This window comes from Thermodesulfovibrio thiophilus DSM 17215 (genome assembly GCF_000423865.1).
GTDB lineage: Bacteria > Nitrospirota > Thermodesulfovibrionia > Thermodesulfovibrionales > Thermodesulfovibrionaceae > Thermodesulfovibrio > Thermodesulfovibrio thiophilus.
The window spans coordinates 96,078-113,697 of the sequence record NZ_AUIU01000014.1 but is presented as its reverse complement, the minus strand read 5'-3'; the positions used below and the strand labels follow the sequence as shown (position 1 = coordinate 113,697).

Here is a 17,620-nt window from a genome sequence, read left to right as displayed (position 1 = left end):
AGGGAAGCTTAAATAGGCTTAAAATACAGATATGGAAAATATTTTAATTAGAGGAGTTAACTGGCTTGGCGATGCTGTAATGAGTTTGCCAGCTGTTCGAGGAATTCGTAAGTTGCATCCTCATTCAAATATATCTATCATTGTTAAAGATAAACTTTCTGATCTATTTAAACTTGAGAGTTCTGTTAATGAAGTAATTATTTACAGAGAAAGAATTAATGATAAAATCAAGCTTATCAAAGAATTGAAAAGTAACAATTTCAAAAGAGCATATCTTCTTCAGAATGCCTTTGGTGCTTCTTTAATAACAGCGTTCGCAGGTATTCCAGAGCGAGTGGGATGGAATAGAGACTGCAGGAGATTTTTTCTTACCCATCCAGTACCATATCATGGAGAGGATAGAACGATGCATCATATTGATTACTTCTTTGAAATTCCTAAACGATTTAATCCATCTTTAACTCCTGATTATCCATGGATAAATCTATCATTTGAAGAGAAATTTATTGCCCGAAAAGAATTAAAACCACTTAAAAGACCAATTCTGGCCATCGCACCGGGAGCAAAGTATGGAATTACCAAAAAATGGGAGACTGAAAAATTTATAGAAATAGCTAAAAAATTTACTGAACAGTATGGCTCTGTTGCAGTTTTTGGGTCAGAAGGTGAATGTTTAACAATAGATAATTCAGATATTTATAATTTTGCCGGGAAAACATCTCTCTCAGATCTGATGCATCTTCTTTCTGAATGTGATATTTTACTCTGTAATGATTCAGGAATTATGCATCTTGGGTATGCTCTTGGTGTTCCTCTGGTTGCTATATTTGGCTCAACATCTCCGGCTCTTACAGGGCCTCCAAAATTTTCAGGCAAAATCATTAAGACAAGTGTTCAGTGTAGCCCGTGTTTTAAGCGAAACTGTTCTGATATAAAATGTATGAAATCTATTGATGTTGAAGAAGTCTGGAAAGCTGTGGAAGAAGTTTTGCCAAGAAAAAAGGCTGTATTTTTTGACAGAGATGGAACACTGTGTAAGGACGCAAACTATCTCCGTAAATGGGAAGATTTTGAAGTTTTTCCTCATATTGAAGCGATTAATGAATTGAAAGATCTTGGATTTCTTATCATAGGAGTGACCAATCAATCAGGCATTGCAAGAGGAATTATCAGGGAAGATTTTGTCATAGAGGTTAATAAATTTTTTATTGATAAATATGGCTTTGATGATTTTTTTTACTGTTCTCATCATCCTGATGATGGATGTTTTTGCAGGAAACCCAATCCAGGAATGCCTCTTATGGCGAGGTATAAATACGGAATTGATTTCAGAAGCTCTTATGTTGTTGGAGATAAAGAAATAGATATACAGTTAGCTCAAATGATTGGTGCAAAAGGTATTCTTATTGGACAGGATGCCAGAGATTTAAAAGAAGTTGTGGAAATTATAAAAAGAGATTTGAATGCTTAAAAACATTCAAAAGCTCCTTTTAATAAAACCAAGTTCATTAGGTGATATTGTTCATTCACTTGCTTTTGTAAATACATTAAAAGAGAACTTTCCTTCAATAAAAATTCACTGGATTGTTTCAAATGGGTTTGAAGACATTTTAACGAAACATCCTTTGATTGATAGAGTTATTGTAATCAATAAAGATAAATGGAAGTCATTTAAACATCTTGATTTCACAATTAAAGAATTTTCCAGGTTAAAAAAGCAGTTAAAAAAAGAAAGTTATGATATTGCTGTTGATCTACAGGGATTATTAAGAAGTGGAATTATTACATGGTTAAGTAAAGCACCCATCAGAGTTGGATTTAAAGAGGCAAGGGAACTAAGTCATATCTTTTATAACAAAAAAGTCTCAGTCTCCATAGATAAACATGCTGTTTTAAGATATCTGGAAGTTGCTCGATTTCTTGGATGTAGAGTCAACTCTGTAAAATTTCCTCTTCCTCATGTGAAAATACCAGAATGGTTAGAAGAGTTTGAAAACTTTGTTGTAATTATACCGTCTGCAAGATGGCAGTCAAAAAACTGGCCTGTTTCTTATTTTGTTGAACTAATAAAAATGTTACCTTATAACTTTCTGATTATCGGTACAAAATTTGATGAAACTCGGGCATCAGAAATTGAAAAATATTCAGAGGGCAAAGCAAAATCCGTTGCGGGAAAAACATCTCTGAAAGATTTGATTTCATTATTCAATAAATCACTTTTTGTGATAACTCCGGACACTGGTACCATGCATCTGGCAGTAGCCTGCGGTAAAAATGTTGTGGCTATCTTTGGCCCTACCAATGCTGAAAGAACTGGACCCTTTGGTAATGGACATTTGATTATACAATCAGAAACCTCATGCAGTCCATGTTTCAAAAAATCTTGTAGTAATCTAAAATGCATGGAGAGTATCACACCTGAAATGGTTTACAATAAAATAGTTAATTGGAGGCGACAATGAAATATCAGAGTGGTAATGCAGGAAGGATATTTATAACGAGGTTTGAAGACGGAGAAGATCCATTAAAGGAACTGACAGAGTTTGCAAGAAAAGAAGATATTAAATCTGCAATTTTCTGGCTTATTGGTGGATTAAAGGAAGGAAGGTTTGTTTCAGGTCCAGAAAGCGATGAACTGCCGCCTGTTCCAATATGGCGCGAACTGCATGGAAATCATGAAATTATAGCAATCGGTACAATTTTCTGGTATAAAGATGATCCAAAAATTCATCTTCACGGTGTCTATGGCAGAGAAGATTCTGTTAAAATGGGATGTATGAGAGATGCCCCAGAGGTATTTCTAGTCCTGGAAGCAGTAGTAATGGAGATTATTAATGTTAAGATAATTCGTGACTTTGATGAAAAGTCAGAGATGATACTGTTAAAAATATGATTCGGGTTAAAATCTGCGGAATAACAAATCTTGAAGATGCTATTTGTGCAGTAGAATATGGAGCTGATGCAATAGGATTCGTTTTTTATCAAAAAAGCCAGAGATATATAACTCCAGAAAAAACAAAAAATATAATTGAAGCTCTGCCACCATTTATCAATACTGTTGGTGTATTTGTTAATAATAGTATTGATGAAATTGAACGGATAATATCTATTTCAGGAATAGACACTGTTCAGTTACATGGAGATGAATCACCAGAATTCTGTAAAAAATTTAGTAGAGTTATAAAGGCATTCAGAGTTGATAATACAGGAAAACTTCAGAATGGCCGGGACTTACAAGAAGTTATTCCTCAATACAGAGTCTCTGGATTTCTTCTTGACAGCTTTGTTAAAGATGAATATGGTGGGACCGGAAAAAGTTTTAACTGGCAAGTGGTGGTAAAATTAAAAGATTGTGGCAGAATTATACTGTCTGGTGGATTAAATGTATTCAATGTAGAGGAGGCAATAAAAAAAGTAAATCCCTATGGTGTTGATGTCAGTAGCGGAGTGGAGCTTTATAAAGGTAAAAAAGACCATGAACTGGTAAAAAAATTTATTGAAAAGGCAAAATTAAAAAATTTTAAAGGAGTTAGAAATGATTGAATGGTTATTTTATGATGAAAATTCATTTAAAAAAGCAGAGCTTGAAGATAAACCGGTTTTTTTACATATCACTGCAAGATGGTGTAATTACTGTAAAAAAATGGAAGAACATTGTCTTCATAATCCTGAAATTGTTGAACTTATAAATCAGAATTTCATTCCTGTCCATCTTGACCGTGATGAAAGACCTGATATAGATTCTATCTATCAAAAAGCTTCATATATTATTGGGCAGGGAAGTGGTTGGCCTCTTACTCTTTTTCTAACTCCAGAAGGCAAGCCATTTTCAGGTCTTAACTACAGGGTTGATAAAGGTGAGAACTATTTTAAAACAATGATAGAAAAGGCTCTTGAACTGTATAAAACAAATAAAGACAAGGTGTTACAACGCTCTCAGACAATTATTGATGCCATAAAACCAGTAGAAGTTGTTCCCTCTGAAATCAGAGAGGACCTTCTTCAAAATCCAGAAGAAGATATTGTGAAAGAGATTGATTTTGAATTTGGAGGCTTTAAAAAAATACCAAAGTTTCCAATTTATTCCCATATTGATCTTCTTTTATGGAGATACTGGATAAAACCAAAGCCGTGGGTTTTAAATGCTATAGAAAAAACATTAAAAGGGATGGTTCACTCTGCAATATATGATTGCGTTGAAGGAGGTTTTTATAGATATGCTGTGGATAAAGCGTGGTTAATGCCACACTTTGAAAAACTTGCCATAGATAATGCCTGGCATCTTATGAACTATCTGGATGCATATAATATTTTGAAAGAGCCTTTTTACCTTGATATAGCCTATGAAATAATTGAGTTTATGAAAAATAATTTTTTATCACAAGAGGGTTATTTTTATTCAAGTCAGTTTGCTGATAGTTTTTATTACACTTGGAGTGAAGAAGAACTAAAAGAAATCTCTGATATGACAATTGCACTTGTCAGCACAGATGCAATGGTTGATGGAAGATTTATTGTTGTTGGACGAGATAGAGAGCTGGTTAAGCAACTAAAAGATAAATTAATTTTTAAACGAAAACAGAAACAAACACCCGATATAGATAAATCACTTTATTGTTCTGCAAACGGGCTTTGTGCTGATACATTCATTAAAGCATGGAGAGTGATTAAAGATAAAAATTTACTCAATTATGCTCTATCAGCTATAGATAAAACACTCACAGTTTTATTTATTGACAAAATGCTTTACAGAAAAAGAGGCATAGCAGCATTACTTGAAGACTATTCTTATATGATTTCAGCTTTGATTTCAGCTTATGAAGTTACAACAAACAGAGATTATTTAGATAAGGCAATTACCCTGACTGAGCTATCAATAGATAATTTATGGGATGAAAAATATGGCGGTTTCTTTGACTCTCCAGAATTCATTTTGTCAATCAGACAGAAAAATATACACGATACTCCATATCCATCACCAAATTCAATAATGATAATTAATTTATTAAAACTATATGCAATAACGAAAGATGAAAAATTTGAAAATATGGCAACTTTTGCTTTAAAAGCTATGTCAAATTTGGCGTCAGCATATCTTTCTCCTTACTATGTTAAAGCATTGCTCAGTTATTTTGACATGCTAACATTGAACTTTTATACCTCTGTAAATTCTGATGTCGGGAAAGCAACCCTTTACCAGGTAAGCCCATTTACAGTGATTGTTCATAAAGAAGAGGATAGAGGATATATTATTCCATCTCTTGGTCCAAAATATTTTGAGCCAATCAGTACTCCTGAAGAACTTGCAAAATTTTTAAGGTTATGACAAAATAAATAAAAAATTTTTTATTGGAGGGACTAATGGAAATAAAAATTCTTGGTCCTGGGTGTGCAAATTGTAACAAAATGGAAAAAACAGTAAACAAAGTCGTTTCCCAGCTCGGTATTCAGGCAGAGGTTTCTCATGTAAAGGATATTAAAGAGATTTTCAAGTATACCCAGGTTATACCTGGATTGCTTATTAACGGTAAGCTGAAACACTCTGGATTTCCTATTCCATCAGAAGACAGAATTAGAAGCATGTTAATTGAGGAACTCAATTCAAAATAATTTTATTTATTAATAAAAAATTTTAATTTGCATTCAATAAAACATTCTGATATCATCCCGATATGTTAGATCTTCTTACATACACTTTTCCTATTTCAGGAGTAACAACAAATATTCTAATTCCACCATTAGTTGCAATGGTTGTTTCTTTTTTTACTTCAATGGGAGGAGTTTCCGGTGCTTTTTTACTTTTGCCATTTCAGGTAAGCGTCCTTAATTACACATCGCCAGGAGCAAGTGGAACAAATTTTATTTTTAATGTTGTTGCAATTCCATCAGGAGTTTATAGATTCCATAAAGAAAAAAGAATACCCTGGCCGCTTGCTTGGGTTATTATGGTAGGAACAGTTCCAGGTATTATTATCGGCTACTATATCAGAATAAAAATTCTTCCTGATCCTAAATCTTTTAAATTTTTTGTAGGTCTGGTATTGCTTTATATTGGGGTAAGATTATTCCTTGATCTTTTTAAAAAAAAGACAGCTTCTGCATCGAAAAAGTTTGATAAGAAACTTACAAAAGAAGCTACAGTCAGAACCATATCTTTTTCATTAAGAAAGACTGAGTATGAATTCTGGGGTGAGAGATTTTCCTTTAGCACAATCTGGGTATTTATTGTTTCCTTTATTATAGGAATAATAGGCGGTACTTACGGTATTGGTGGAGGAGCAATAATGTCTCCATTTTTAGTAACATTCTTTAAACTTCCTGTCCACAGTATAGCAGGAGCTACTTTGATGGGAACCGCAACAGCTTCTGTTTTCGGTGTTTTATATTATGCAATAATGCCTTCAGGAGGAGTCCAGACAACTCCTGACTGGTTGCTGGGTTTATTGTTTGGTCTTGGAGGAATGGTCGGAATATATCTTGGTGCACGAGCTCAAAAACATGTACCTCAAAAATACATAAAACTGCTTTTAAGTATTCTGATTGTTTATATTGCAGTAAGATACATTATTCAGTTTTTCTATTAAATAGTTCTTGCTAATGTTATAGCATGAATTTCTTTTGCTCCTTCCTTTTTCAATACCTTCGCACATTCCATTAAAGTAGCTCCAGTTGTTACAACATCATCCACCAGTCCTACTTTTATTCCTTTAACAGGATTTGTTACTGCATAGGCATTTTTTACATTGATGTATCTATCAGTTGCTTCAAGAGAAGCTTGTTCTATATTATCTTTAATTTTAACAAGCATGGTAAGAGATAGAGAGATTTTCCATGTTTTTGAAAGTTCCTTTGCAAGAACTGCTGATTGATTGAACTCTCGAGTACGAAGCTTTTTTATGTGCAAAGGTACAGGGATTAAAATATCAATTTCTGGCGGCATAATTGATCCAAGTAGCCTGCCTAATTCTTTGCCAACTCTTTTTACACCACCATATTTGAAACAGTGAATTGCTTCTTTGATCACACCATCATAAGCTCCAAATGAACTCAATGAATCAATATACTTCCAGAAATCTCCATGAAACTGTCCTGCAAAAATTTGATTCGAACTAAAAGGCTCTACCGCATTCCAGCATATAGAACAAAAAGGAGCAACTTTCCAATAAGAGTTTTTATTACAGATAGGACAGGTTTCATGAAAAACTACATTATAGAGGAAACTCCTTAATGATAATTTCATCTCTTTTCTGTCCTGTTGAGATTATTTGAATCTTTACTTTTAAAAAATCTTCAATAAAATTTAAATATGCCTTTGCATTTTCAGGAAGTTGATCAAATTCTTTTACTCCTTGAATTTCTTCTTTCCATCCAGGAAGTTCTTCGTATATTGGCTCACAGTGTTTCAGAATTTCAAGTTCCTTCGGAAATTCATCTATGCGTCTGTTAGTATATTTATAACCAACGCAGACTTTTAATTTGTCAATGCCATTAAGAATATCAAGTTTTGTTATAGCGATGCCTGTAAAACAGTTAACCCTTACTGCATGCTTTAATCCCACAAGGTCTAGCCATCCACATCTTCTTGGTCTTCCTGTAGTAGCACCGTATTCTCCACCTTTCTGTCTTATTGTTTCACCAAGATTATCCTTTATCTCTGTCGGGAAAGGACCTTCGCCAACTCTTGTGGTATATGCTTTTACAATTCCAATGATTCTGTCAATTTTTTTTGGACTTACTCCTGTACCTGTACATGCTCCTCCTGCAATGGTATTTGAAGAAGTTACATATGGATACGTTCCATGGTCAATATCAAGCAAAGTACCCTGTGCACCCTCAAAAAGCACATTTCTTCCTTCGTCAATAGCATTATTTATCACTATATCAGTATCTGAAATATAATATTTAAGTTTTTCTGCATAATCCAGGTATTGAGAAAAAATATGTTCTTCATTTAAAGGTTTTGAATTATAAAAATTAACAAGCAAAAAATTAACAATTTCAAGATTTACTTTAATTTTATTCATTAAAATATCCGGATAAAGTAAATCAATCATTCTTACACCATTTCTTGCAATTTTATCAGTGTAGCATGGACCGATACCTTTTTTAGTTGTGCCTATTTTCCCATTTTTTTCAGACTCCTCTTCTATGGCAATATGATAGGGCATGATTAAATGACAGTTTTTTGCAATATATAAATTATTGTCTATTTCAATTCCCTTATTATTGAGTGTATCAATTTCTTTCAGGAGTGCTGCAGGGTCAAGAACAACACCATTTCCTATGATACATTTTTTATTTTTATGAAGAATTCCTGAAGGAATAAGATGAAGTATATATTTTTTATCATCTACAACAACTGTATGACCAGCATTACAACCACCCTGAAATCTTACAACATAATCACACTTCTGTGTTAGAAAATCAACAATCTTGCCTTTACCTTCATCTCCCCATTGTGCTCCTATTATAATCACTGTTGACATTACAATCTCCTTATTGATTTAGTGGACTGGTATATAAACAGGTTTTATTTCTAAAACATTTGGAAGTTTCTTTATTTTTTCAATTATTTCATCGGTCAAAAAGGCATCAATACTTATGACTGAAACAGCTATTCCACCGGGTTCTTTTCTTCCAAAATGCATATGGCCTATATTAATATTATTTTGTCCTAGAAGAGTTCCAATATTGCCAATAACACCAGGACGATCCCAGTTTTTCATAAAAATCATATTACCTTCTGGAATCACTTCAAGAGAAAACTCATCAATTTGAACAATTCTTGGATCTTTTCTGCTTAGAAGCGTTCCTGCAACTGTGCTATAAGCATCCTTTGATGAGATTTTTATTGTAACAAGACTCTGATAATCTCCTGCATCATTTCCTTTTATTTCCTTCACCTCGATACCTCTTTCCTTTGCTATAAATGGAGCACTCACAAAGTTAACAGGTTCACCGAGTATAGGATCAAGAATTCCCTTTAAAGCAGCAGCGGTTAATGCTTGAGTATTCAAATTGGAAATTTCACCAAGATACTCAATTTGAATCTGATTTATACTTTTATTAAAAATTTGAGATATAAAACTTCCAATCCGTTCAAGAAGTATTAAATGAGGTCTGATAAGAGGAACCTGATCAAATGGTATTGAGGGAAAGTTTACAGCATTTCTGATAGTTCCGTTGATAAGATAATCTATTACCTGTTCTGCTATTGCCACGGCAACATTTTCCTGAGCTTCTAATGTAGATGCACCAAGATGTGGTGTGCATATTACTCTTTCATCAGCTGTTAATGGATAACCTTCTTCTGGTGGTTCTTTTTCAAAAACATCAAGTGCAGCACCGGCTACTTTGCCAGACTGAATCGCCTCATAGAGATCTTTTTCATTAATAATGCCTCCACGAGCGCAGTTAATTAGATAAACACCTTGTTTCATTTTTGCAATAGTTTTTTCGTTTATTAAATATTTTGTCTCTGCAGTCAAAGGAGTGTGAACTGTAATAAAATCCGAGTCTGCAAATATTCTGTCAAGATCAGTCTTTGTAATTCCTAACTCTTCAGCTCTATCCTCACTTAAAAATGGGTCATAAGCAAGAACATTCATACCCATACACTGTGCTCTCTTTGCAACTTCTGAGCCAATTCTTCCAAGTCCGATTATCCCAATTGTTTTATGGTATAGTTCAACACCCATAAATTTTTTCTTTTCCCACTTTCCAGCTTTTATGGATGCATTAGCCTGAGGAATTTTTCTTGCCAGAGAAAAAAGCATGGCTATAGCATGCTCTGCAGTTGTGACAGTATTGCCACCAGGAGTATTCATAACTACAATTCCTCTTTTTGTAGCAGCTACTTTATCAACATTATCAACTCCTGTGCCCGCTCTTCCTATAACCTTGAGTTTATCTGCAGCTTCTATGATTTCAGCCGTTACTTTTGTTGCACTTCTTATAATCAAGGCATCATATTGATTGATGATTGCCTTAAGTTCTTCAGGCTTTAGTCCTGTTTTAACATCAACCTCAAGCCCTGCCTTTTGTAAAATTTCAATTCCTTTGGGAGATATGCTGTCACTTACTAAAACCTTCACAATGTATCCTCCTTTGAAAAAATTTCTTCTGCTTTACCAACTCCTTTCCCTAAAACAATGGAATACCCGAGGTCTTTAAGTGTCATCTCTAAGGCGGATATTCCAACAATTACATCGAATTTATCAGCATATCCAAGATGAGCAAATCGAAATATTTTACCTTTAAGTTTATCCTGTCCACCGGCTGCTGTAACTCCATATTTTTCTCTTAATGTTTTATAAATAACCTGTCCATCAATTCCTTGAGGTGCTTCAATAGCTGTTACAGCATTGCTAGGAGTTCCTTTTGGAAAAATCTTAAGCCCGATTTCTTTAACAGCTTCTCTTGTAGCATGAGCTAAAAGAGAATGTCTTCTAAATACCTGATCAAGTCCTTCTTTCTGCAGCAATTTCAAAGCTTCATTGAGACCTATGATCAAAGATACAGCAGATGTAAAATTTGTTTGATTTTTTGAAAGATTTTCCCTCTCTTTTTTAAGATTAAAATAAAATCTCGGTGTTTTTGATTTTTCATTTCTTTTCCATGCTTTTTCACTCACACTTACGAATGCAAGTCCTGGCGGAAGCATGAAACCTTTCTGTGAACCGCTTACCATCACATCAATTGCCCAGTCATCTGTTTTAATATCATGTGCAACCAGTGCAGAAATTGCATCTACAATAAATAATGTGTCGTCATAATTTTTGATTAGTTGTCCCAATGTTTTAATGTCATGGTATGCTCCGGTAGAGGTTTCGCTTGCCTGAATAAAGACACCTTTTATATCAGGATGTTTTTTAAGTTCCTCTTCAACCGTATTAATATCAATAGAATATCCCCATTCAACAGGAATTTCTATAACGTTTAATCCATATGCCTGAGCAATCTTAACCCATCTTTCTCCAAATTTACCGCCATTTATTACAATAACCTTTTGTCCAGGTGAAAAAAAATTATTTACAGATGCAACCATACCACCAGTTCCAGTACTACATAGAATTAAAACATCATTTTTTGTTTGATAAATCCATTGAAGTCCTTTTTTAGCAGAATCAAGAACAGGTAAAAAGTCTGCACTGCGGTGATGGATTACTGGCATAGCCATGCTAAGAAGAACTTCTGGTGGAACAGGAGTGGGTCCTGGTGCAAGCAAATATTTTTTCAAAATCATTGATCCCTCCATTTATAAATTAAGTTTTAGTAATAAAATATATTACCATAAGTTAAATTTTTTTAAAATATTATACAAAAGGCTTTAAATTGCAAGTATAAAATCAATATCATTAATATTAATCAGGCTGGAAGCACGGAATTTTTGTTGAAGAAATAACTGTTTGTGGTTTAACATACAAATATGGTTAAAATTTTAGAGAAAATTTTTGGCACAAGAAACGAAAGAGAACTTAAAAGGCTATTTAGTATTGTTGAAGAAATTAACTCTTTTGAACCTGAAATTTCAAAGTTTTCTGATGAAAAATTAAAAGCAAAGACAGAAGAATTCAGAGAAAGACTATCAAAGGGTAGCAGTCTTGACGATCTTCTTACTGAGGCTTTTGCTACTGTAAGAGAGGTTGCAAAAAGAACACTTGGCATGAGACATTTTGATGTTCAGCTTGTTGGAGGAGTTGTTCTTCATGAAGGAAAGATTGCTGAGATGAAAACAGGTGAGGGTAAAACACTTGTTGCAACACTGGCAGCTTACCTGAATGCATTGGAAGGCAAAGGTGTTCATGTTGTAACTGTCAATGACTATTTAGCAAGAAGAGATGTTCAGTGGATGGGACCTGTATATAATTTTCTTGGACTGAATGTGGGAGTAATCCAGCCTGATGCATCGTTTATTTATGATCCTGGCTATAGAACATCTGATAAACGATTTGACAGACTGCGTCCATGCAGCAAAAAAGAAGCATATCTGGCAGATATTACCTACGGCACTAACAATGAATTTGGTTTTGATTATCTGAGAGATAACATGCGTTACAGTATTGATGAACTCTGTCAGAGGGAGCTTAACTATGCTATTGTGGATGAAGTTGACAGCATCCTTATAGATGAGGCAAGAACACCTCTTATCATTTCAGGACCTTCTGAGGAATCAACTGATATCTACTACTCTGTAAATAGAATTATTAAGTATCTCAAACCTGAGGAAGATTTTAAACTTGATGAGAAGCTTAAAACAGTTGTTCTCACCGAGCAGGGGTCAAGAAAAGCTGAGAAACTTTTAGGGATAGACAACCTTTACGATACCGTAAATATTCAGATTGTTCATCATATAAATCAGGCAATAAGAGCACACTACTTTTTTAAAAAGGATGTTGATTACGTTGTAAAAGATGGGAAAATTGTAATTGTTGATGAATTTACAGGAAGACTTCTTTCTGGAAGGCGCTGGTCAGATGGGCTCCATCAGGCAATTGAAGCTAAGGAAGGTTTAAAAATAGAAGCAGAAAATCAAACGCTTGCAACAATAACCTTTCAGAATTACTTTAGAATGTATAAGAAACTTGCAGGAATGACCGGAACCGCAGATACAGAGGCTTCAGAATTTGCTGAGATTTATAATCTTGAAGTCGTTGTAATTCCAACGCATAAGCCAATGACAAGACAGGATTATCCAGATGGTGTATATAAAACTGAAAAGGCAAAATATGAGGCAGTCGTAAAAGAGATTGAGGAGTGTTACAAAATTGGAAGACCAGTTCTGGTTGGGACAACATCAATTGAAAAATCTGAGCTTATTAGTAAAATGCTCAAGAAAAAGGGAATCCCGCATAGTGTTTTGAATGCAAAATATCATGATAAAGAGGCTGAAATTATTGCTCAGGCAGGAAGAATTGGTTCTGTCACAATAGCAACCAACATGGCAGGTAGAGGTACTGATATACTTCTTGGTGGAAATCCAGAGTTTTTAGCTCGTGAGATGCTTAATGGAAAAAATTATACAGAAGAGGAGTTTAAGGAGGCTTTAAAGAAAGCTAAAGAAATTTGTGAAAAAGAGCATGAAAAAGTTGTCTCCCTTGGAGGGCTCCACATTATTGGAACAGAAAGGCATGAATCCCGCAGGGTTGACAATCAGTTAAGGGGTAGAGCAGGTAGACAGGGAGACCCCGGTTCATCAAAATTTTATCTTTCTCTTGAAGATGAGTTATTAAGACTCTTTGGTGGAGAAAAACTTCAAAGTCTGATGCATTTTCTGAAGATAGATGATGACACTCCTATAGAAAATAAGATGGTAAGCAAAGCAATTGAAAATGCTCAGAAAAAAGTAGAAGCTCATAATTTCGATATAAGAAAGCATCTTCTTAAGTATGATGATGTAATGAATAGCCAGAGGAAAGAAATTTATGCATTTAGAAAAGAAGTGCTTGAAAGTGATTCTACAAAAGAAAAAGTTTTTGAATTACTCGAAATAGAAATTGATGAACTGGTTGAGTTTTATTTATTCCAGGAAGAACAGGGCATTCAAAAACTGCAAGAGCAAATAAAGGGAAGATTTGATGTTGATTTAGATTTGGAGAATAAATCAAAAGATGAAATAAAAGAATACATTATTGAAAAGCTCAAAGAGACGTATGAACAGAAGGAATCGAAAGTTGGTTCTCAATTGATGCGTGATATTGAGAAAATGGTTTTCCTCCATGTAATAGATACCAAATGGAAGGAACATCTTCTCGGAATTGACCATCTTAAAGAAGGTATTGGATTAAGAGGCTATGCTCAGCGAGATCCACTTGTTGAATACAAGAAAGAAGCGTTTGCACTTTTTGAAGAGATATCAAGAAATATAGTATCTGACATACTTACAAGATTATTCAAGATTCAGGTTAAAGAGGAAACTCAGGTAAAAGTGGCTCAAAGACATAGAACAGTCAGAAACAATGGAGATGGTTCTTCGCAACCCATTGAAAAACCAAAGAAAATCGGTCGTAATGATCCATGCCCATGTGGAAGCGGAAAAAAATACAAAAAGTGCTGTGGGAAAAATGTTTAAGGATCATTTTCAATTTCAATAGGTCTGTCTCTTTCAGAATCAACAATGCATAAGAAACCAAAAGGTTCATTAAAAGGGTTTAAAAGCTGATGGACATTATTTGGTGCAATATAGAGGATATCAAGATAGTTTAAAATATAAAATCTTTTACCCAATCTCACCTTACCTTTACCTTTAAGACAGATAACCACATGAGCATGCTGATGATACTCTAATGAAGAGGTTCCTCCTGGGGATATTTCAAAATATCTAACTTCAAATTTTATTGATTCACTACTTACAAGAGGAAATCTTTCAATTGAAAACCAGTTTCCTGAAGTATTTTTATAAGGAATACTTTTTATACTACTCCATTTACTCTTTTTAAAACGAATTATTGTATTTTTTTTGATTTTTTCTTTTAAAGGTATCTCACAAAAAGATTTTTCCTGTTTTTTTCTTCTTGACATAGTATATAATTATAATGCAAAACTTTGAAAATATAAAAATATTAAACAGACTAAGAGGTGAAATATGCTAAAGAAAATTTATAATTTATTCAACTCTCTTTCTTTAAGTAAGAAAGTATTTATACTGGCAGTTATTTCTATTCTGGTTGTTTACTCCGCTGTAGCACTGGCAATTTTTTTACAGACAAAATCTAAAATTGAATCATACAATATCAAATCTTTAAAAGAAGAAGTTTTACTCATAAAGCAGCAGATAGCAGTTTTTGATGAATCCACTAAAGATTCAGCAGAAAAATTCATGAACATATTTCAAAGTATGCTTCCCTCTGGCACTGCTTCAATTAAAGCTGATAATTCAATTCCTGACAAATTCACAGCAATGACAGGTGGGTCTGTTGCAACTATTTTTAAAAGACAAGAAGATGATTTTTTAAGGATAGCAACATCTCTTAAAAAAGAGGATGGTTCTCGTGCATTAGGCACATTTCTTGGGAAAAATCATCCCGGATATTCTTTACTTATGAAAGGAGAACCATATATTGGTAAAGCAACACTTTTTGGTAAAGACTACATGACAAAATATGTTCCCATAAAGGATACTTCTGGCAATGTTGCAGGAGTTTTATTTATAGGATTTGACATATCAAAAACAATGAAGCATCTTAAAGACTTTATTCGTTCCATAAAAGTTGGTAAAACAGGGTATGTATATGTTCTTGATACATCAGAAAAAAATAAAGGCACACTTATAGTACATCCTGCTAAAGAGGGAAGTAACCTAATTAACGAAAAGGATGCTGAAGGTAGAGGTTTTATTAAAGAGATGATTGAGAAAAAAGAAGGACTAATTTACTATCCATGGATTAATAAAGAACTTGGAGAAAGTTCTTCAAGACAGAAAGTAGTTGCCTATGCAAACTATCCAGCATGGAACTGGCTTATTGTATCAGGCAGCTATGTTGATGAAATTGCCGCAGAGGCAGCTGATATAAGAAATCTCATGTGGGCTGTAAACATAGTCGGTGCTTTACTGGTCTCTGTTTTAATTTTAATAGTTACCCAGAAAGCATTGAAACCCCTTACAGACATGGCACAAAAGCTTGAAAATGTTGCCAGCGGAGACTTTAGTACTATAGGATTTGGTAAAGGTTATCGTAATAGAAAAGATGAGATTGGTCTTATTTCAAGAAGCATTATAAAAGTGGAAGAATTTGTTCATAAACTTATAAAAGATATTAAAAGCTCTGTACCAATGATTCAGTCAGTAATTGGCGCAATAGAATCCAACATTGACAATGTAAAAACAAAAGTCAATGAGCAGACATCACAGGCACATCAGATTGCAACTGCTGCTGAAGAAATGAGCCAGACAATAACAGATATTGCAAAAAATGCTGCTCAGGCATCTGATCTGGCAACTGAAAGCATGAAAGTATCCAGCGATGGTCAGGGACTGTCTGAAAATGCAATGAAAACTGTTCAATCTGCAAATCGTTCAACTGTTGAGCTTAAAAAAACAATAAACACACTTAATCAGCGGGTTGAAGAAATTGGAGATATTGTAACAGTGATAAAAGACATAGCTGACCAAACAAATCTGCTTGCTTTAAATGCGGCAATAGAGGCGGCAAGGGCAGGAGAGCAGGGAAGAGGTTTTGCAGTTGTTGCTGATGAAGTGAGAAAACTTGCAGAAAAGACCATTAAGTCAACTGATGAAATAGCACAGAAAATATTAGCTGTTCAGGATGAATCCCGTGAGTCTTTAAAAAACATGGATGCAACTGCCCGTGAAGTTGCTGAAGCACTTAAAGCGCTAAATGAAGTGAAAAAAGCACTTAACAGAATTGCTGAACATTCTTTAAAAGTAAAAGACCAGATAACACAGATAGCAACTGCAACTGAGGAACAATCCTCTGCCAGTGATGAAGTTGCCCGTTCTGCAGAACATTCAAGCTCACTTGCCCAGGATGTAAAAACAACAACAGATATGGTTACAGAAGAAGTGGGAAACCTTAATAACGTAATACAGAAACTTACAGATGCTATTAAAGGAGTGAAAGTATAAAGTGAAAATAGCAAAGCTCTATAAATTTGATGATATTAGAATAGAGGATATGCCTATGCCGGAATTTGGACCAAGGGATGCTCTTGTAAAAGTGAAAGCCTGTGGAATATGCTCAGGTGATGTAATGCCATGGTACATTGAGAAAAAAGCACCTTTAGTTCTTGGGCATGAGATTTCAGGAGAGATTGTAAAGATAGGTGATGAAATTAAATCAGAATTATCTTTGCAGGAAGGTGACAGAGTAGCTGTTCATCATCATGCACCCTGTATGGAATGTTTTTTTTGTAAAAGAGCTGATTATGTTCAATGTGCTACATGGAAAAAATCAAAAATTATTCCTGGAGGAGTTGCTGAATATATCGTTATTCCTGAAGTTAACTTAAAAAATGATACTCTTAAATTGTCTGATACTGTCTCTTTTGAACAGGCTGCACTGGTTGAGCCCACTGCATGTGTTGTGAAATCTCTAAAAAGAGCAAATATCAAAAAGGAAGATACGGTACTTGTAATTGGCCTTGGTGTAATGGGGCAGTTACATATAATGCTTGCTAAAGAATTCGGTGCTAAAAATGTGATAGGTGCAGATATGGTTCCTTTCAGACTTGAAAAGGCCATCCAGGCTGGAGCAGACCATGTAATTGATGTCTCTAATCAAGACCTTTATAATAAACTCCATGAAATTACTAATGGGTTAATGGCACAGGCTGTTATAGTTGGACCAGGAAAGGCTGAGGTTATATCGCAATCTTTGAAAGTTGTTTCGAAGGGAGGAACTCTTTTAATATTCACTCCAACACCACCAGATGAAAAACTCAGTTTTTCTGTTAATGATATTTACTTTTATGATATAACGATCACACCAAGCTATTCATGTGGACCTGATGATATGAAAATGGCTCTTTCATTTATTGAAAGAGGGCTAGTCAACAGCGATTTGCTCATTACACACAGATTCACAATTGAAAATGCTCAGAAAGCCTATGAGCTTACAGCTCTTGCCAAAGATTCCTTAAAATGTATGATTTTGTTTTGATA

General features: G+C 34.4%; 15 protein-coding genes. 10 read left to right on the top strand and 5 right to left on the bottom strand.

Annotation, left to right across the window (positions count from 1 at the left end; genetic code table 11):
• The first annotated feature begins 31 nt into the window (after window positions 1–31).
• The 7 genes from waaF (at window position 32) to G581_RS0106115 (ending at window position 6,584) form a co-directional block, all read left to right on the top strand.
• Window positions 32–1,471, top strand: coding sequence for a lipopolysaccharide heptosyltransferase II (waaF, locus tag G581_RS0106145; RefSeq protein WP_028845070.1), 1,440 nt, complete (start codon window positions 32–34; stop codon window positions 1,469–1,471).
• On the top strand, window positions 1,464–2,462 hold the full coding sequence (gene waaC, locus G581_RS0106140) for a lipopolysaccharide heptosyltransferase I (RefSeq protein ID WP_028845069.1): 999 nt from the start codon (window positions 1,464–1,466) through the stop codon (window positions 2,460–2,462). The genes waaF and waaC overlap by 8 nt, the downstream gene beginning before the upstream one ends.
• The gene (locus tag G581_RS0106135; RefSeq protein WP_028845068.1) at window positions 2,459–2,893 is read left to right on the top strand and encodes a PPC domain-containing DNA-binding protein; all 435 of its coding nucleotides are present in this window, start codon (window positions 2,459–2,461) and stop codon (window positions 2,891–2,893) included. The genes waaC and G581_RS0106135 overlap by 4 nt, the downstream gene beginning before the upstream one ends.
• Window positions 2,890–3,543: a phosphoribosylanthranilate isomerase gene (locus tag G581_RS0106130; protein WP_028845067.1), complete on the top strand. Its 654-nt coding sequence runs from the start codon at window positions 2,890–2,892 to the stop codon at window positions 3,541–3,543. The genes G581_RS0106135 and G581_RS0106130 overlap by 4 nt, the downstream gene beginning before the upstream one ends.
• Window positions 3,536–5,326 carry a thioredoxin domain-containing protein gene (locus tag G581_RS0106125; protein WP_028845066.1) on the top strand — a complete coding sequence of 597 codons (1,791 nt, stop codon included), beginning with the start codon at window positions 3,536–3,538 and terminating at the stop codon, window positions 5,324–5,326. The genes G581_RS0106130 and G581_RS0106125 overlap by 8 nt, the downstream gene beginning before the upstream one ends.
• A gap of 35 nt (window positions 5,327–5,361) precedes the next feature.
• Window positions 5,362–5,610 (top strand): thioredoxin family protein, encoded by a 249-nt coding sequence (locus G581_RS0106120; protein WP_028845065.1) that lies wholly within the window; start codon window positions 5,362–5,364, stop codon window positions 5,608–5,610.
• Between the two features lie 62 nt (window positions 5,611–5,672).
• Complete coding sequence (locus G581_RS0106115; protein ID WP_028845064.1) at window positions 5,673–6,584, top strand: sulfite exporter TauE/SafE family protein; 912 nt, start codon at window positions 5,673–5,675, stop codon at window positions 6,582–6,584.
• On the opposite strand, the gene G581_RS11670 is transcribed toward G581_RS0106115, so the two are convergent.
• From G581_RS11670 to G581_RS0106095, 4 genes are read right to left on the bottom strand one after another with little or no spacing between them, the layout of a single operon-like run.
• Window positions 6,581–7,240: a ComF family protein gene (locus G581_RS11670; RefSeq protein ID WP_051178959.1), complete on the bottom strand. Its 660-nt coding sequence runs from the start codon at window positions 7,238–7,240 to the stop codon at window positions 6,581–6,583. The genes G581_RS0106115 and G581_RS11670 overlap by 4 nt on opposite strands.
• The gene (locus G581_RS0106105; protein WP_028845063.1) at window positions 7,209–8,486 is read right to left on the bottom strand and encodes an adenylosuccinate synthase; all 1,278 of its coding nucleotides are present in this window, start codon (window positions 8,484–8,486) and stop codon (window positions 7,209–7,211) included. Before G581_RS0106105 ends, G581_RS11670 begins: the two co-directional genes overlap by 32 nt.
• Window positions 8,487–8,504: 18 nt before the next feature.
• Window positions 8,505–10,094, bottom strand: coding sequence for a phosphoglycerate dehydrogenase (gene serA / locus G581_RS0106100; protein ID WP_156875215.1), 1,590 nt, complete (start codon window positions 10,092–10,094; stop codon window positions 8,505–8,507).
• Window positions 10,091–11,245 (bottom strand): pyridoxal-phosphate-dependent aminotransferase family protein, encoded by a 1,155-nt coding sequence (locus tag G581_RS0106095; protein ID WP_028845061.1) that lies wholly within the window; start codon window positions 11,243–11,245, stop codon window positions 10,091–10,093. Before G581_RS0106095 ends, serA begins: the two co-directional genes overlap by 4 nt.
• Window positions 11,246–11,428: 183 nt before the next feature.
• Between G581_RS0106095 and secA the strand changes: the two genes are divergently transcribed.
• Window positions 11,429–14,071: a preprotein translocase subunit SecA gene (gene secA, locus G581_RS0106090; protein ID WP_028845060.1), complete on the top strand. Its 2,643-nt coding sequence runs from the start codon at window positions 11,429–11,431 to the stop codon at window positions 14,069–14,071.
• On the opposite strand, the gene G581_RS11665 is transcribed toward secA, so the two are convergent.
• Window positions 14,068–14,520: a cupin domain-containing protein gene (locus G581_RS11665; RefSeq protein WP_051178957.1), complete on the bottom strand. Its 453-nt coding sequence runs from the start codon at window positions 14,518–14,520 to the stop codon at window positions 14,068–14,070. The two genes, secA and G581_RS11665, sit on opposite strands and share 4 nt — an antisense overlap.
• A 64-nt stretch (window positions 14,521–14,584) precedes the next feature.
• On the opposite strand from G581_RS11665, the gene G581_RS0106080 reads away from it, so the two are divergent.
• On the top strand, window positions 14,585–16,585 hold the full coding sequence (locus tag G581_RS0106080) for a methyl-accepting chemotaxis protein (RefSeq protein ID WP_028845059.1): 2,001 nt from the start codon (window positions 14,585–14,587) through the stop codon (window positions 16,583–16,585).
• 1 nt (window position 16,586) lies between these two features.
• A complete protein-coding gene (locus tag G581_RS0106075) occupies window positions 16,587–17,618 on the top strand; it encodes a zinc-dependent dehydrogenase (RefSeq protein ID WP_028845058.1) in 1,032 nt (343 codons plus the stop codon).
• Window positions 17,619–17,620: the final 2 nt, after the last annotated feature.

Excerpts from the sequence above, each read along its gene's own strand:
- secA (WP_028845060.1), top strand. The coding sequence starts at position 11,429 with ATGGTTAAAATTTTAGAGAAAATTTTTGGCACAAGAAACGAAAGAGAA.
- G581_RS0106125 (WP_028845066.1), top strand. The coding sequence starts at position 3,536 with ATGATTGAATGGTTATTTTATGATGAAAATTCATTTAAAAAAGCAGAG.
- G581_RS0106135 (WP_028845068.1), top strand. The coding sequence starts at position 2,459 with ATGAAATATCAGAGTGGTAATGCAGGAAGGATATTTATAACGAGGTTT.
- waaC (WP_028845069.1), top strand. The coding sequence starts at position 1,464 with ATGCTTAAAAACATTCAAAAGCTCCTTTTAATAAAACCAAGTTCATTA.
- waaF (WP_028845070.1), top strand. The coding sequence starts at position 32 with ATGGAAAATATTTTAATTAGAGGAGTTAACTGGCTTGGCGATGCTGTA.
- G581_RS0106080 (WP_028845059.1), top strand. The coding sequence starts at position 14,585 with ATGCTAAAGAAAATTTATAATTTATTCAACTCTCTTTCTTTAAGTAAG.
- G581_RS11670 (WP_051178959.1), bottom strand. The coding sequence starts at position 7,240 with ATGAAATTATCATTAAGGAGTTTCCTCTATAATGTAGTTTTTCATGAA.
- G581_RS0106095 (WP_028845061.1), bottom strand. The coding sequence starts at position 11,245 with ATGATTTTGAAAAAATATTTGCTTGCACCAGGACCCACTCCTGTTCCA.
- G581_RS0106120 (WP_028845065.1), top strand. The coding sequence starts at position 5,362 with ATGGAAATAAAAATTCTTGGTCCTGGGTGTGCAAATTGTAACAAAATG.
- G581_RS11665 (WP_051178957.1), bottom strand. The coding sequence starts at position 14,520 with ATGTCAAGAAGAAAAAAACAGGAAAAATCTTTTTGTGAGATACCTTTA.
- G581_RS0106115 (WP_028845064.1), top strand. The coding sequence starts at position 5,673 with ATGTTAGATCTTCTTACATACACTTTTCCTATTTCAGGAGTAACAACA.
- G581_RS0106105 (WP_028845063.1), bottom strand. The coding sequence starts at position 8,486 with ATGTCAACAGTGATTATAATAGGAGCACAATGGGGAGATGAAGGTAAA.
- G581_RS0106130 (WP_028845067.1), top strand. The coding sequence starts at position 2,890 with ATGATTCGGGTTAAAATCTGCGGAATAACAAATCTTGAAGATGCTATT.